The organism is Nannocystis punicea (assembly GCF_026965555.1).
In the GTDB taxonomy this organism is placed as follows: Bacteria; Myxococcota_A; Polyangia; order Nannocystales; family Nannocystaceae; genus Nannocystis; species Nannocystis punicea.
The window spans coordinates 4,256,994-4,271,185 of sequence record NZ_CP114040.1; the positions used below are offsets into that span (position 1 = coordinate 4,256,994).

Annotated in this window: 10 protein-coding genes; 5 read left to right on the top strand and 5 right to left on the bottom strand. The window is 71.7% G+C overall.

Annotated features, from left to right (window positions below; genetic code table 11):
• The first annotated feature begins 278 nt into the window (after positions 1–278).
• Both O0S08_RS16385 and O0S08_RS16390 read left to right on the top strand, forming a co-directional pair.
• On the top strand, positions 279–2,321 hold the full coding sequence (locus O0S08_RS16385; protein WP_269040089.1) for an alpha-amylase family glycosyl hydrolase: 2,043 nt from the start codon (positions 279–281) through the stop codon (positions 2,319–2,321).
• A gap of 366 nt (positions 2,322–2,687) precedes the next feature.
• Complete coding sequence (locus O0S08_RS16390) at positions 2,688–4,688, top strand: alkyl/aryl-sulfatase (RefSeq protein ID WP_371879539.1); 2,001 nt, start codon at positions 2,688–2,690, stop codon at positions 4,686–4,688.
• 64 nt (positions 4,689–4,752) lie between these two features.
• Here the strand turns inward: O0S08_RS16390 and O0S08_RS16395 are convergent, their stop codons facing one another.
• The 5 genes from O0S08_RS16395 to O0S08_RS16415 all read right to left on the bottom strand — a co-directional run bounded on the left by O0S08_RS16395 (position 4,753) and on the right by O0S08_RS16415 (position 9,858).
• Positions 4,753–5,739, bottom strand: coding sequence for a lysylphosphatidylglycerol synthase transmembrane domain-containing protein (locus O0S08_RS16395; protein WP_269040091.1), 987 nt, complete (start codon positions 5,737–5,739; stop codon positions 4,753–4,755).
• 294 nt (positions 5,740–6,033) lie between these two features.
• Positions 6,034–7,095 carry a lysylphosphatidylglycerol synthase transmembrane domain-containing protein gene (locus O0S08_RS16400; RefSeq protein ID WP_269040092.1) on the bottom strand — a complete coding sequence of 354 codons (1,062 nt, stop codon included), beginning with the start codon at positions 7,093–7,095 and terminating at the stop codon, positions 6,034–6,036.
• A gap of 619 nt (positions 7,096–7,714) precedes the next feature.
• The gene (locus O0S08_RS16405; RefSeq protein ID WP_269040093.1) at positions 7,715–8,029 is read right to left on the bottom strand and encodes a YfhL family 4Fe-4S dicluster ferredoxin; all 315 of its coding nucleotides are present in this window, start codon (positions 8,027–8,029) and stop codon (positions 7,715–7,717) included.
• A gap of 126 nt (positions 8,030–8,155) precedes the next feature.
• Positions 8,156–8,572 carry a roadblock/LC7 domain-containing protein gene (locus O0S08_RS16410; RefSeq protein ID WP_269040094.1) on the bottom strand — a complete coding sequence of 139 codons (417 nt, stop codon included), beginning with the start codon at positions 8,570–8,572 and terminating at the stop codon, positions 8,156–8,158.
• A gap of 26 nt (positions 8,573–8,598) precedes the next feature.
• Entirely contained in the window at positions 8,599–9,858 is a 1,260-nt protein-coding gene (locus tag O0S08_RS16415; protein WP_269040095.1) for a hypothetical protein, read from the bottom strand.
• Positions 9,859–10,004: 146 nt separating this feature from the next.
• Here O0S08_RS16415 and O0S08_RS16420 point away from each other — a divergent pair, with 146 nt between their 5' ends.
• Genes O0S08_RS16420 through O0S08_RS16430 form a run of 3 tightly spaced genes read left to right on the top strand, consistent with a single transcriptional unit; the run spans position 10,005 to position 14,175 of the window.
• Positions 10,005–11,177, top strand: a complete 1,173-nt coding sequence (locus O0S08_RS16420) for a hypothetical protein (protein WP_269040096.1) — start codon at positions 10,005–10,007, stop codon at positions 11,175–11,177.
• 6 nt (positions 11,178–11,183) lie between these two features.
• A complete protein-coding gene (locus O0S08_RS16425; RefSeq protein WP_269040097.1) occupies positions 11,184–13,652 on the top strand; it encodes a TonB-dependent receptor family protein in 2,469 nt (822 codons plus the stop codon).
• 40 nt (positions 13,653–13,692) lie between these two features.
• Positions 13,693–14,175, top strand: a complete 483-nt coding sequence (locus O0S08_RS16430) for a PepSY domain-containing protein (RefSeq protein WP_269040098.1) — start codon at positions 13,693–13,695, stop codon at positions 14,173–14,175.
• Positions 14,176–14,192: the final 17 nt, after the last annotated feature.

Here is a 14,192-nt window from a genome sequence, read left to right on the forward strand (position 1 = left end):
ATCGATCGCGGAGCTTCGGCGTCCGCGCGGCCAGGGGCGCTCGGAGAGGTCGCGCCCGACCGGCGTGGTCGGCTGCAGGTCGACGGGGCCGCGGACATAGGCTGACTGATTCGCCATGTCCTGAAGTTCATGTTTGAGCGGCCGGGGCTGGGCGGGCCGCGAGCGAGCCCGGCCTTGACGACGTCGGCCCGCGATCGGGCCTGCCGGGCCTGCGAGGGCGGGTAGGAGGCGACCGGATGCTTGACCCCGGGCGGGCAACGGCGCCATCCTGGGCCCGCGTGGCCCGCTCGCTCCGGATTCTGCCTGTCCTTTCGATCTTGTTGGTCGGCTGCACCGATCCGCCGCTCGAGTCGGAGACGACCGAGACGGCGACGATGCCGCCGAGCACGATGCCGTACGACCCGTCGATGGGGGGCGGCGTGACCGGCTACGCGACCGGGGGGCAGGTCGATCCGACGACGGGCGGGGAGCCGACGACGGGCGAGCCGCCGCCGCCGATGTGTGACGACGCCCTCAAGCGCTGCGACTACGAGTTCACGTACCCCGACATGGGCGAGACGTCGGTCGAGGTGATGGGGAGCTTCGCCCCCGACGGCTGGACGAAGGGCGCGGCGATGAAGACCGACGGCACGACCTGGCGCGTGACCGTACCTGTCCCATGGGACACGTCGGTGCAGTACAAGCTGCGCATCGACGGGTCGATGTCGTGGATCCCCGACCCGAACAACCCCGACCAGGTCGACGACGGGTTCGGCGGCTACAACTCGGTGCTGCAGCCGATGACCTGCGAGATGTTCAGCTGCGAGGCGGCGTCGTGCGCGGTCGAGCAGGAGGGGGCGTTCGACTGGCGCGACTCGGTGATCTACTTCGTGTTCGTCGATCGCTTCAACAACGGGGACCCCGGCAATGACGCGCTGATCGGGGTCGAGACGGCGGCCGACTGGCAGGGCGGCGACTGGGCCGGGGTGACGGCGAAGATCGAGGAGGGCTACTTCACCGAGCTCGGCGTCAACACCCTGTGGTTGACGGTGCCGATGAACAACACGTCGGACGACGGCATCGGCACCGACGGGCACCTGTACAGCGCGTACCACGGCTACTGGCCGACCGACCTGTCGCAGACCGAGGAGCACTTCGGCTCGCTGGCCGAGCTGCAGGCGCTGGTGACCGCGGCCCACGCGGCCGACCTGAAGGTGATCCTCGACTACGCGATGAACCACGTGCACGTCAGCGCGCCGGTGTACGCGGAGCACCCGGACTGGTTCAACCCGAACGACAACGGCAACGGCGGCGACTGCGTGTGCGGGGCCGGCTGCTCGTGGGACGGGGCCGACGGCGAGCGCTGCTGGTTCACCGATTACCTGCCCGACTTCAACTTCAGCAACCAGGCGGCCCGCGACTACTCGGTGAACAACGCGCTCCAGTGGATCAAGGACACCGGGGTCGACGGGTTCCGCCTCGACGCGGTCAAGCACATCAAGATGGAGTGGCTGACCGACCTGCGCGCGCGCGTGAAGGCCGACGTCGAGCCGATGTCGGGCCAGCACTTCTACATGGTCGGCGAGACGTTCACCGGCGACAAGCCGACCATCAACAAGTACGTCGGCTGCGACAAGCTCGACGGCCAGTTCGACTTCCCGCTGCGCATGCAGATGGCCTACAACGTGCTGATGCGCCAGGGCTCGATGACCGAGCTGGCCGACTTCATCGACGGCAACAATAACTATTACAACGGCGGCGCGGCGGTGATGAGCACGTTCATCGGCAATCACGACATCCCGCGCGCGATCCACCTGGCCGAGGACACGCCGGTGTGGAACAACCAATGGGCCGACGGCAAGGACAAGGCCTGGAACGACAAGCCCGGCCTGCCCGGCGGCGCGGCCGCGTTCGAGCGGCTCGGCCTGGCGTTCACGATCCTCTACACGACGCTCGGCGCGCCGCTCGTCTACTACGGCGACGAGGTCGGGATGCCAGGCGCCGGCGACCCCGACAACCGCCGCTTCATGCAGTGGGACGGCTACTCGAGCGGGCAGAGCTGGCTCCTGGGCCATGTGCAAGACCTGGGGACGATCCGCGCGGCCCACCCGGCGCTCCGCCGCGGCTCCTACACCCGCCTCGGCGCCGACGCCGACAGCCTGGCCTACTCGATGGCCGGCGAGGGCGAGACGGTCTCGGTCGCGGTCAACCGCAGCGACGCGGCGAAGTCGATCGGCGGGCTGCCGGCGATGGCGCTCAAGGACGAGCTGACGGGCGAGATGGTCGAGGGGCCGACGGTGATGGTGCCGGCCCGCTCGGCGCGGATCCTCGTGGCGCCCTGAGCTTCGGGGCATGTCCTCCGGGACAGGTGATTTCATCGCGGTCCCGGCGCCGACGTCGGCCACGCATCGCTCGCGGGTGAACCACGAGCGCGAGGCCGGCGGGCCGTCGGCGTCGCTGCCGCCGTGAGCGACGGCGAGCCCGGGCGAGGCGCGGGCGAGGCTGGCTGGCCGCTCGCTGTCGCGATTGCAAGGATCCGTGCAGACTGCATCGGCAGGCGGCGGGGGGCGCGGCGAGTGTGGTGATTGCTGTTCGCAAGGACAGGTGTGGCCATTGCCGGGCTGCAGGCCTCCGGAGGCCCCGGCGGGCGCGAACGGGCGGGCGGGCGGTCACTGGCGCGGGCGCAGTCCTCGGCCATACGTCGGACCATGCGGCCCCGCAGACCCGGTGCAGTACGAATCACGATGGGCGTCCTCGCGTCGCTGCTGGCGGGAGCCACGTACGCGGTGACGGCCGCGGGCCCGGCGGGGCCCAAGCCGGCGACGGAGGCGACGCGCCAGGCCAACGAGGCGCTGCTCCATCGACTGCCGTTCGACGACCGCTCGGACTTCGAGGACGCGGAGCGCGGACTCATCGCCCGCCCGCACACCCTGACCATCACCGACGGCGACGGCAACGTGGTGTGGGACCTCGAGCCCTTCAAGAAATTCATCCGCCGCGACGCGCCGGCGCCCGACACGGTGAACCCGAGCCTGTGGCGACAGGCCCAGCTGAACCTGATCTACGGGCTGTTCAAGGTGTCGGAGCGGATCTATCAGGTCCGCGGCTTCGACCTGGCGAACATCACGTTCATCAAGGGCGACCGCGGGTGGATCGTGATGGACCCGCTGCTGACGATCGAGACGGCGAGGGCCGCGCACGCGCTGGTCAAGCAGCACCTCGGCGACCGGCCGATCGTGGCCGTGATCTACAGCCATTCGCACCCCGATCATTACGGCGGGGTCCGCGGCCTGGTCGACGAGGCCGACGTGCGCTCGGGGCGGGTGCGGATCGTCGCACCCGAGGGCTTCATGGCCCACGCGGTCAGCGAGATGGTGCTCGCGGGCACGGCGATGACGCGGCGCGCGTCGTACATGTACGGGCTGTTCCTGCCGCGCGACCCGCAGGGCAACGTGGGCAGCGGCCTGGGCATCGCCACCGCCGGCGGGACGGTGTCGCTCATCGCGCCGACGCAGTCGATCACGAAGACCGGGCAGGAGCTGACGATCGACGGGGTGAAGATGGTGTTCCAGCTGACGCCGAACACCGAGGCGCCGTCGGAGATGAACACCTACTTCCCGCAGTTCAAGGCGATGTGGATGGCGGAGAACGCGACCCACACGCTGCACAACATCCTGACGCTGCGCGGGGCGCCGGTGCGCGACGCGCTGGCGTGGGCCAAGTACCTGCAAGAGACGATCGAGCTCTACGGCGACGGGATCGAGGTCAAGTTCCAGGCCCACCACTGGCCGATGTGGGGCCCGAAGACGGTGCGCACCTACCTCGAGCAGCAGCGCGACCTCTACAAGTACATCCACGACCAATCCTTGCACATGCTCAACTTCGGCTACCTGGGGTCGGAGATCGCCGAGTACCTGCAATTGCCGCCGGCGCTGGCGCAGTACTGGCCGAACCGCGGCTACTACGGGACGGTCCGCCACAACGCGCGGGCGGTGTACCAGCGCTACATGGGCTTCTACAGCGGGAACCCGTCGGACCTCGACGAGCTGCCGCAGGAGCCGGCGGCCCGCAGGTACGTCGATTACATGGGCGGCGAGGCGGCGGTGATCGAGCGCGCCCGCGCCGACTTCGCGCGCGGCGAGTACCGCTGGGTGGCGCAGGTGCTGCGGCACGTGGTGTTCGCCAACCCCGACAGCGTCGCCGGCAAGGAGCTGCTGGCGGACGCCTACGAGCAATTGGGCTACCAGGCGGAGTCGGGGCCGTGGCGCTCGTCGTACCTGCAAGGCGCCAGCGAGCTGCGCAACGGCGTGCCCGAGAGCCCGCCGACGAACACGAGCGGCAGCGACACCCTGCGCGCGCTGACGCCGACGCTGCTGTTCGACTACCTGGCGGTCCGCCTCAACGGCGCGCGGGCGGCCGCGAAGACGCTGAAGCTCGACGTCGAGCTGACCGACCTCAAGGAGCGCTACGAGCTGACGGTCGACCGCGGGGTGCTCAACTACTCGCGCCGCACCGCCGAGGTCGCCGGCGCGGACGCCAGCCTGGCGCTGACGAAGATGGCGCTGATCGAGCTGCAGCTCGGGGAGACGACGCTCGAGGAGGCGATCGCGGCCAGGACGCTCAAGCTGCGCGGCAACCGGGCGGCCGTCGAGGAGTTCCTCGGCCTGCTCGATCGCTTCCCGCCGACGTTCAACATCGTCACGCCGTGAAAGATATGTTTAATAAGACATGGTGAATCGGACATGCCGCCGGGGGCATGTCTGAAGAGACAGCTCATTGCCCGGGCCCGGCGGCGGCGCGGCTGCGGCGGAGCAGCGGCCAGCTGACGAGCGCGAGCACGGCGAACGAGGCGGTCATGATCAGCCGCGAGCTGAGGACGAACAGCGCGATCGCGGCGTCGTCGGCCCCGACCCACTTGAAGCCGCCGACCCACCCGGCCTCCTGGATCCCCAGCGCCCCCGGCGTGAAGCCGAGCATGCCCGCGAGCTGGCCGATCGGGGTGGCGGCGGCGATCTGGAAGAAGCTGAAGTCGACGCCGATGCCGGCGGCGGTCGACCAGAACAGCAGCATGGCGGCGAGGTAGCGCAGCAGGCTGTAGACGCCGATCTGCACGGCCAGGCGGCGGTCGACGACGGGCGGGTCGAGCTCGGCGTCGTCGACGGCGACGCGGCGCAGGCGGGCCCGCAGGGCGCGGGCGGCCGCGTAGGTGCGCAGGGCGAGGCGCGTCAGCGGGGCCAGGCAGACTGCGGCGAGGGCGGCGAACAGCAGGCACACGCCGGCGAACGAGCCGGCCGCCTCGGCGCCGGTGAAGCCGCCGCGCCAGGCGACGAGCGCCCAGGCCAGCAGCATGACCGGCAGGACGAGGTCGAACACCCGCTCGAGCACCGCCTGGGTGATGGCGTGGCCGAGGCCGCGCTGCGAGCCGGCGGCCCGCAGGGCGACGCCGCGGCCGACGATGTCCATGACGAACGCGGAGCTGACCTGGCCGAGGATCTTGGTCAGCGCGAGGCTGTGGAAGTAGGCGACGAGCGGCAGCCGGTTGCCGCCCATCGCCTCGGCCATCAGCCGCCAGCGCGCGCTGGTGACGAGGGTCGCGGCGAAGGTCGCCAGCAAGCACACGCCGAGCCACCCGGGCCGCAGCTCGGCCCGCGCGAACGCGGCCCGCAGCTCGTCGCCGCCGGGCACCAGCCACCACACCAGCCCGGCCAAGAGACCCAGGCCGAGCAGCAGCTTGAGCGCGGTGCGCAGGCGCGGGCTCACGCGCGCGGCCTCCTCGAGGACATGTCCGAAGAGACCTGTTGTCGCGGGCAGGGTGAAAGGGACATGTGCGAAGGGATCGGTGCGGCGCCAGGCTCTGCCCGGCGCACGACGGCGCGTCGCCGCCGGCTGGTGCCCGGAGGGACCTGTCGCGGCGGGCAGGGGGAGAGGGACATGTGCGAAGGGCCGGAGGCTCGCGGCCCGGGGGCGGACGGGCGCAGGACGGCGCGTCGGCGCCGGCTGGTGGCCGAAGGGACCTGTTGTATCGGGCAGGGTGGAAGGGACATGTGCGAAGGGCTAGGCATTCGCGGGGGCGCCGGCGCGCGGCTCGGAGGACGGGCGCAGGTCGAGGGCGGCGCGCCAGCCGAGGCGCAGGCGCAGGCTGGCGCCGATGCCGAGGGCGGCGATCATGGCGAGCTGGCAGGTGTAGAGGAAGAAGGCGTAGGTCGAGCCGCCGGCGCGGACGACGTCGGGCGGGAGGAACAGGCCGAGGCCGGCAGCGACGCCGAGCTGGAAGGTGCCGACGTGGGCCGGCGGGCCGGGCACGAGCAGGGTGAGGTTGAGGACGGCGAGGACGGCGAGCGCCTCGAGCGGGCCGAGGTCGAGGCCGCAGGCGCGCGCGAGCAGGGCCATGCCGAACACGTTGGTGCCCCAGTAGGCGACGGTGCCGACCAGGAACAGCAGCAGCGGGCGCAGCGAGGGCAGGGCGCGCAGGCCTTCGGCGAGGCCGCGGGCGACGTCGGCGAGGATCGCGGCCGGCCGCGCGGCGATCCGCCCGAGGCCGCGCCGCAGCAGCAGCTCGAGCGCGGCCGGCCAGCGCGCGAGGACGACGAGGACGGCGAGGGCGGCGGCGAACAGGGCGAAGGCGGCGGTGCAGGCGGCGTAGAGGCCGGTGAGCGCCGGGACGTCGGGGGCGCCCGCGGCCGCGACGAAGAAGGCCGCGCACACGCACAGGCCGTCGACGACGCGCTCGATGGCGACGGTGCCGAGCAGCTGGCTGGCCGGGATGCCGCTGCGCCGCGCGAGCAGGGCGGGGCGCACCAGCTCGCCCAGACGCCACGGCAGGGCGACGATCCACAGGGCGCCGGCGAGGCCGACGAGCATGACGTCGCCGAACCGCACCTGTCCCAAAGGTCTGACGAGGAACCACCACCGCGCCGAGCGCAGGAAGGCGTACAGCAGCAGGGTGGCCAGGTAGGCCGGGAGGCCCCAGGCGGCGATCTCGAGCTCGTCCGGGACGGGATCGAGCTGGCGCTGGACCAGCCACAGCGCGAGGCCGGTGATCACCAGCGACAGACCGACGCGCAGCCACGCACGCGCGGGCGCGGGGGTGGGCGCAGTGGCGGGCGAGGCGGTCACGCTGGCGAGAGTGTCCCCGGGGCGCGCGCGAATGTCAGGGCCCTGGCTCGGACCCGGGCGATCGCCGCGTCGCGCGGCGGCGGGGGATGCTCACGCGGCGCAGCGGGGCGGCGATCCGGCCCGCGTGGCCAGGGCCGCACGACCCGGCTGGACGAGGGAGGCGCCGCGCTCGCCGGCGAGGTGATGCACTCGCCAGGTCCGGGACTCACGCGGGCCCGCGGTCCCAGTGCGGTGAGGCGGGCTCGTGGCCCGAAGGCTGGGAGGAGGGAGTGACTCGTGGCGTGCGACCTGCTCGCGAGCGAGTCGTTACGGTCGCGTGAGGGGATCGCAGGGCACGGCCGACTCGCCGGTGCAGCGCCGTCGTGCGGGCGAACCAGCCGCTCGCGCGCCCGCTCGCGTGGCGGGTCGCGGGAGGCGATCGCGGGACGCGGTCGACTCGCCGGCGCTCGACCTCCTGCGGACGAACCAACGCGGTCGAGCACCCGCTCGCGAGGGCAAGTTGCGTGAGGCGATCGCTCGACCACGTCTTGCAGGCCGACCAACGCGAAGAGCGGCGTCGTGGCGCCGCTCTCGAGGGATGCAGGTTGTTCGGATACCGGGGCGGCGGACCGCGCCGGGTTCACTTCTTCTTGGCGCTGCGGAAGCGGCTCAGGTCGCTGGGCAGGTCGGCGACCTGCGGGAAGCTCTTCTCGGGGTGCAGCTTGCGGGCGCGCTCGAGGAGGGTCTCCTCGGACTCGCGGCGCTCGGGGTCGGGGACGCAGCACTCGACCGGGCACACGGCCTGGCAGGCCTCGTAATCGTGGAACCCGACGCACTCGGTGCAGAGGTTGGGGTCGATGACATACCTGTCGTCGCCCTCCGAGATCGCCTCGTTGGGGCACTCCGGCTCGCACGCGCCGCAGTTGATGCACTCTTCAGTGATGTGGGTCGCCATGGGTAAAACTGGGCTCCTTCTTGGCCGGGGCCACGCGCCCGCAGTGTGCCACGCCTGGACGGCGGCGGCGCAGCGGAAGATGTGACCTTGCGTCAAGATCGCGCGCAGCCCCGCAGGGGGCCGCTCTCAGACCTGCAGTAGGGCCTCGATGTCGCGGCGCAGGCCCCGGAAGCCCGCGAGCACGCGTTCGGCCTCGGCGGTGCGGGCCTCGTCGTCCCCCTGGGCCGGGTCGGCAACGACGGCCAGGACGTAGGCGCCGCCGACGAATGCGCAGCAGAGGCGGCTGTGACTTGCCTCAATCAAGATCTCACAGCCCCCTCGCCCGCGATCTTGGAACCAAGCGGCCAGCCGCTCGGCGGCCCGGTCGAGCTGGGCGCCGAGGATCTGGACCTCGAGCGCGGTGGTGCGGCTTTCATCGAAGGCGAGGTCCACGGCGTCGCCCTGGTCGTCGCTGAGCACCGCGCCGCGGGCTGCGGCCTCCCGAGTGATGTAGTCGGCCAGCACGTGGCCGAACTCGCTGTAACCCGAAAAAATCTCGGCCATGCAGTGCGGCCATATTGCGCTGATGGCTACATCTCGTCATCGCTGCCGGTGCAGGCGGCGATTCCGAGCGCGGTCTGGTAAGCGCAGGTGGCATCGATCAGGCGCTGGCTGACTTCCATGGCCGCCGCCTCGTCCTCGCCGGTGCGCACCAGCTCGGCGTAGGCCTCCCAGTCGGCCAGGTAGGCCTCGGTGTTCATCATCGCCGAGCCCATCCCGGCGACGATGAGCTTGGCGTAGGTGCGCCCCTCGACCGCGCCCTTGTAGCTCGGCGGGATCCCGAGGCCCTCGCTGAACGCCTGGTCCGCGTAGTTGCGGGTGCGCTTGGCGAACGCCTTGTCCATCTCGATGGCGATCAAGGTGCCGCTCACCATCGCCGGGTCGCCGGCCAGCATGCCCTCGATGACGGCGATGCCGGGGGTGTTGCGGTCCTGCAGGCGGTCGCGGACGAGCCCGAACACGCCGAGCGCGCGGGCGGCCGCGGTCGCGTCGGCGCCGTCGGCGGCGGCGATCGCCTGGCCGACGATGTCGCGGTGGGCGGCCCGGAAGAGGGTCTTCTCGATGATCTGCTTGGTCGGGGGGATCCGCCAGTCGTCGATGGCGGTGGCCGGGGGCTCGCCGCTGATGGCGTCGTGGCCGGCGGCGAAGGCGGCGTCGATGTCGGCGACCATCGGGTCGCCCTCGGCGCTCCAGCCCTCGCTCTGGGCCCGCGTGGCGAGGGTCCGGAGGCCGCCGTCCCACACGCAGTGGGCCTCGTCCCAGGCGGCGTACTTGTCCTCGGAGCCGGTCTCGACGGCCGAGAGGTTGCCGCGCAGGTGGAACATGAGGCTGGTGTAGAGGTGGCCCTCGGCCAGGGCGGCCCCGGGGCCGTCCGCGTCGGCCAGGGCGGCCGTGATGGCGCTGTCGTCGTCGCGCATGTTGGCGGTGTCGAGCGACTGCACGTAGACCTTGAGCGCGTCGGTGTAGGCGGCCGAGGCGGCGGCGGCGTCGGCGTCGGCGGTGGCGGCGAGGAAGGTCGCGGCCCCGGCCATGGCGTCCTTGCAGGCCTGGCTGGCGTGGTCGCCGAGGGTGTGCGGGTTCAGGTCGCCGCCCGGCTCGCCGGTGGTGCCGGCGGTCGGCTCGTCCTCGGTGGTCGTCGGGCCCGCGGTCTCGGTGCCCTCGGTCGCCGGCTCGGCGGTGGTCGGTCCGGCCGTCGAGGCGTCGGTGGTGCCGTCGGTCTCCGATTCGTTGCCAGGACAGGCGGCGAGACCGAGCGAGAGGGCGAGTAGGGGAAGGCTGCGCAGGCGCATGAAAGTCTCCTGATGGGCGGCTTTGGGGCGGACGGCGCCGGTCATAATGAAAAGGAAAATCATTTGCAAGGTCATTTGTGTCCTGTCTCTTGGGTGGAGCACCTCGCTTGACCCCCGGGGGACTGCGGTGCTACAGAACCCGCAAAATGAAAACGATTTTCAATATTGCCCTCGCCACCGCGGCGACGGTCGCGGGGGGATGCGTGGGCTACGAGCCGATGCAACCGCCCACGTTCGAGGGCGACGGGCTGCCGCCGGAGGTCGACCTCTGCGAGGGCTGTCCCGAAGACCAGCCGCTCCGCGGCGAGCTGATGCTGCTGGTCAACACCAAGCCGACCGACGGCGGGGCCAACTTCCAGTCCAACTTCGCGCTCGACGACAAGGGCCGGTTCGTCGGCAACGCGCTGTACCTGTACGACCCGTCGCGCAAGTGCGACGGCGAGGGCTGCCTGGCCAAGGTCGGCAACCTGTGGCTCGACGAGAAGATGGGCCCGATCTCGCTGGCCGACACGTCGCTGCTGCGGTTCACCGTGCGCGACCTGGCCTGGCACCCCGACCAGGGCCTGTGGGGCCTCAGCTACGACCCGCTCAACGACGAGTGGGGGCTGATGACCCTCGGCGTACCCGACTGGACCCGCGCCGACAACCGCATCGAGAGCGTCCGCTACGCCTTCAAGTACGGCGACGTGAAGGACCCGGCGACCGACGCCTGCTACTGGCGCCAGAGCATGACCGGCCTCGAGTTCGTCGGCGACTCGCTGTTCGCCGGCTCGGCCGGCAAGCCCGGCAACGGCCTCGACGCCCGCGGGGCGCTGTTCCTGCTCGACCCCGAGTTCATGGCCGCGCCCAGGCACTGCGTGCTGCCGAGCGACATCAGCCACGACCCGGTCTACTACGCCTGCGACCCGATCTGCTCGGTCCACGCCGAGTTCGAGGAGAAGGTGGGTGTCTCCGGGGACATGGCCCCCGGGCCAGACGGTGACGTGCTCGCGCTGGTCCGCGGCGAGATGTCGGAGACCTTCCCCGCGGGCCGGCACGAGCTCCTGCGGGTGGCGGCGACCGGCGAGCTGCCGGAGCCGCGCTCGTACGGGCCGTTCATCGACGACATCCCGGCGGGCCTCGAGATCGAGGGCCTGGCGCGGGTCCAGGGCGCGCTGTACGGGGTCGGCATCGGCGGCACGGTCTACAAGATCACCGAGCCGACGGCCGAGTCGCCGAGCTCGTGGAGCTTCGCGGTCCACGACGAGCTCGGGCCGCTGTTCACCGATCCCGATCGCAGCCTGCGGATCCGCGGGGCCACGGCCGTCGTCGTGCCCTGAGCCGTCGTGTCGTCGCTCGCGCTCCACCTCGCCCTGCTGCTGGCGGCCGACCCTCGCGCGTACGAGGGGCCCGACGCCGCGCCGGACGTACCTGCCCCCGAGGACAGGCCCGATTGGACATTCTCCAAGGGACCTGCCCCAGAGAGCATGCCCGAAGAGCCAGCCGCGGTCGGCGCGGTCGAGCCGGCCGGGGCGAGCGGCGGCGGGCCCGTGAGCGCGCCGCCGGCGGCGACCGGGGGCACCAAGCTGCTGCCGGGCGAGTCGCGCGACATCGAGGTGACGACCGACCTGCTCGGCCGCTCGACCCGGGTCGACGCCCACCGCCACGCGGGCGGGCGGCAGGTGGTCGACGTCGACCAGTCGAAGGCGGAGGGCGCGAGCGGGGTGGCCGAGCTGCTCGACAAGGTCCCGGGCGTGCGCGCGGTCGAGGGCGCGTCGGGGCTCGGGACGTCGGCGACCAAGCTGAACCTCGCGGTCCGCGGCGCCGACCCGCGGCTGTCGGAGCAGGCGACGATCCTGCTCGACGAGGTGCCGGTGGCGCCGGCGCCGTACGGCGCGCCGTCGATGGTGCTGTTCCCGCTGTCGCTGTTCCAGATCGCCCGCGTCGACACGGTCCGCGGCGGCTCGTCGGTGCGCTTCGGGCCGTGGACGTCGGGCGGCGTGTTCAACATGGTGTCGCACCCGATCCCGAAGAACCCGACGGTGTCGGTGTTCGCCCAGTCGGACCAGTTCGGCGACGCCGGCGCGGCGGCCTCGTACGGCGGCACGCACAAGGGGATCGGCGTCTACGTCGAGTACGCGCCGCGGTTCGGCAAGACGTACCGCGAGCACAGCGAGTTCCAGAGCCACGGCGGGATCCTGAAGCTCGCGGTGCCGGTGACGAAGCGGCTCGAGCTGCTGTCGAGCACGCACCTGTTCTGGGAGAAGACCAACCTGCCCGGCGGCGTCGACTCCGAGCTCTACGCCGAGGACCGGTTCGCCAGCAAGCGCCCGTACGACACCTTCAACGGCCACCGCGAGGGCACCAGCCTCAAGCTGCACTGGCGACCGAAGGCCGAACACGAGCTGCAGGTGATCGCGTTCTACAGCCACACGCTGCGGCGCGTGGTCCAGGCGACCAACGAGGACCGCAACCTCGGCGCGGCGTCGACGTTCCTGCTGGTGCAGCCGCGGGCGTTCGACGTGGTCGGCATCGAGCCGCGCTACGCGTTCCGCGTGCGCCACCGCGGCGGCTTCCACGACCTCTCGATCGGCACCCGCGGGGTGTTCGAGACGGCGCGGATCCGCGGCTTCCGGGTCGAGTTCCCCGAGCGGCCCGGCGACCCGCTGCAGGCCGACGGCGACTCGCGCGTGTGCCCGCGCGGGACGATCCTGCCGGAGGGCTCGCCCAACGCGCTGCGCTGCTTCGACGGCCGGATCGGCGGCTACTCCCTGTACCTCGAGGACAAGATGTACCTGCTCGACACCAAGCTGGTGTTGACGGCGGGCGTGCGCCTCGAGCTGACCAAGCAGAGCTTCTACAACGTGCTCGAGGGCCTGAGCTACCCGCGGCCGCTGTACGGCGGGCCGCTGCCGGCGGCGTCGCTGTGGTACGGCGGCGACCACGTCGGGCTCTACCTCGGCTACGGGCGCTCGTTCGGGGCCCCGAGCTACCTCTCGGGGGCGATCCAGCCGATCAACCCCGGCGAGGCGATGGGCCGGGCGCTGCGCTTCATCAAGCCCGAGCTGGCCGACACCGTCGAGGCAGGCGTGAAGCTGATGGAGCTCGGCGGGGTGTACGCGACGGTCGACGGCTGGTACCGCTACTTCAACAACCTCCGCGACGAGGGCGAGAACGCGATCGACATCATCCCGGCGGCCCACACCTACGGGGCCGAGGTCGACCTCGAGTGGCTGCCCGGCGAGGTGTGGGAGAAGGTCGACGGCCTCGAGCTCAACGTCGGCTACGCGTACAACGGCAGCCGGGTGCTGCGCGACCTCTACACCGGCAACCGCATGCCGTGGTACCCGGCGCACGAGGTGTGGGGCTCGGCCAGCTACGAGGCGCCGTTCGGCCTGCGCGTCGGCACCAAGGTCGAGTTCGTCGACAAGCAGTACACCGACTACGCCAACTGGGACGCCCCGCGCGCGACCGGCGAGGTCGGGACCATGCCGGCCTACACCCTGATGGGCGCGTGGCTCGGCTACCGCACGGGCCTGCCGTCGGGCTGGCGGCTCGAGGCGACCGTCGGCGTCAAGAACCTGCTCAACGAGGTGTGGTTCACCCGCTCCGACGACATCAACGGCGGTATCCTGGCGATGCGCCCGCGGACCTTCTACTTCAACCTGGGCTTCGCCCACGAGTGGATCCGCGGCAAGGCCGGCGAGCAGGCCCGCACCAGCTGGAAGCGCGGCAAGGTCAACCGCCGGGTCTGGACGGCCGGGGTGCGCCGGATCGAGCGGTGGTTCTGGCGCACGTGGGGGGCCTTGATGTGAGGACATGTTCGCAGGAACATGACCGAAGGGGCATGTCCGTATGAGCACGCGACGCAGGCTGTTCAAGCTGCACCAGGCGGTCGGCGCGACGCTGTCGGCGGTGTTCGCGGTGATCGCGTTGACGGGGGCGATCCTGGTGTTCCGCGGCTGCATGAAGACGCCGCCGCCGAGCGCGCCGGGGGTCGAGCAGCCGCTGCCGCTCGTGGAGCTGCTGGCGCGCGCGCAGCGCGAGGCCGGCGACGAGGTGATCACCGACATCGGCCTGGCCACCGAGCCCGACGAGCCGTGGGTGTTCTGGCTCGACGACGACGACGAGACGGTGCTCTACTTCGCCGGCGACGGGGCGCTGATCGAGCGCCGGCGCACCGCGGGCGGGCTGACGCAGCTGCTGTTCAAGCTGCACACCGGCGAGATCGTCGGTCTGCCGGGGCAGGCCGCCGCGCTGGCCGCGGGCCTCGGGATGCTCGCGCTGGTCGCCACCGGGCTCGGTATGATCGTCAGCCGCCGCCGCTCGCGCGGCTGAGCGAAAGGACAGACGCG

Excerpts from the sequence above, each read along its gene's own strand:
- O0S08_RS16390 (WP_371879539.1), top strand. The coding sequence starts at position 2,688 with ATGCGGCCCCGCAGACCCGGTGCAGTACGAATCACGATGGGCGTCCTC.
- O0S08_RS16430 (WP_269040098.1), top strand. The coding sequence starts at position 13,693 with ATGAGCACGCGACGCAGGCTGTTCAAGCTGCACCAGGCGGTCGGCGCG.
- O0S08_RS16420 (WP_269040096.1), top strand. The coding sequence starts at position 10,005 with ATGAAAACGATTTTCAATATTGCCCTCGCCACCGCGGCGACGGTCGCG.
- O0S08_RS16410 (WP_269040094.1), bottom strand. The coding sequence starts at position 8,572 with ATGGCCGAGATTTTTTCGGGTTACAGCGAGTTCGGCCACGTGCTGGCC.
- O0S08_RS16415 (WP_269040095.1), bottom strand. The coding sequence starts at position 9,858 with ATGCGCCTGCGCAGCCTTCCCCTACTCGCCCTCTCGCTCGGTCTCGCC.
- O0S08_RS16405 (WP_269040093.1), bottom strand. The coding sequence starts at position 8,029 with ATGGCGACCCACATCACTGAAGAGTGCATCAACTGCGGCGCGTGCGAG.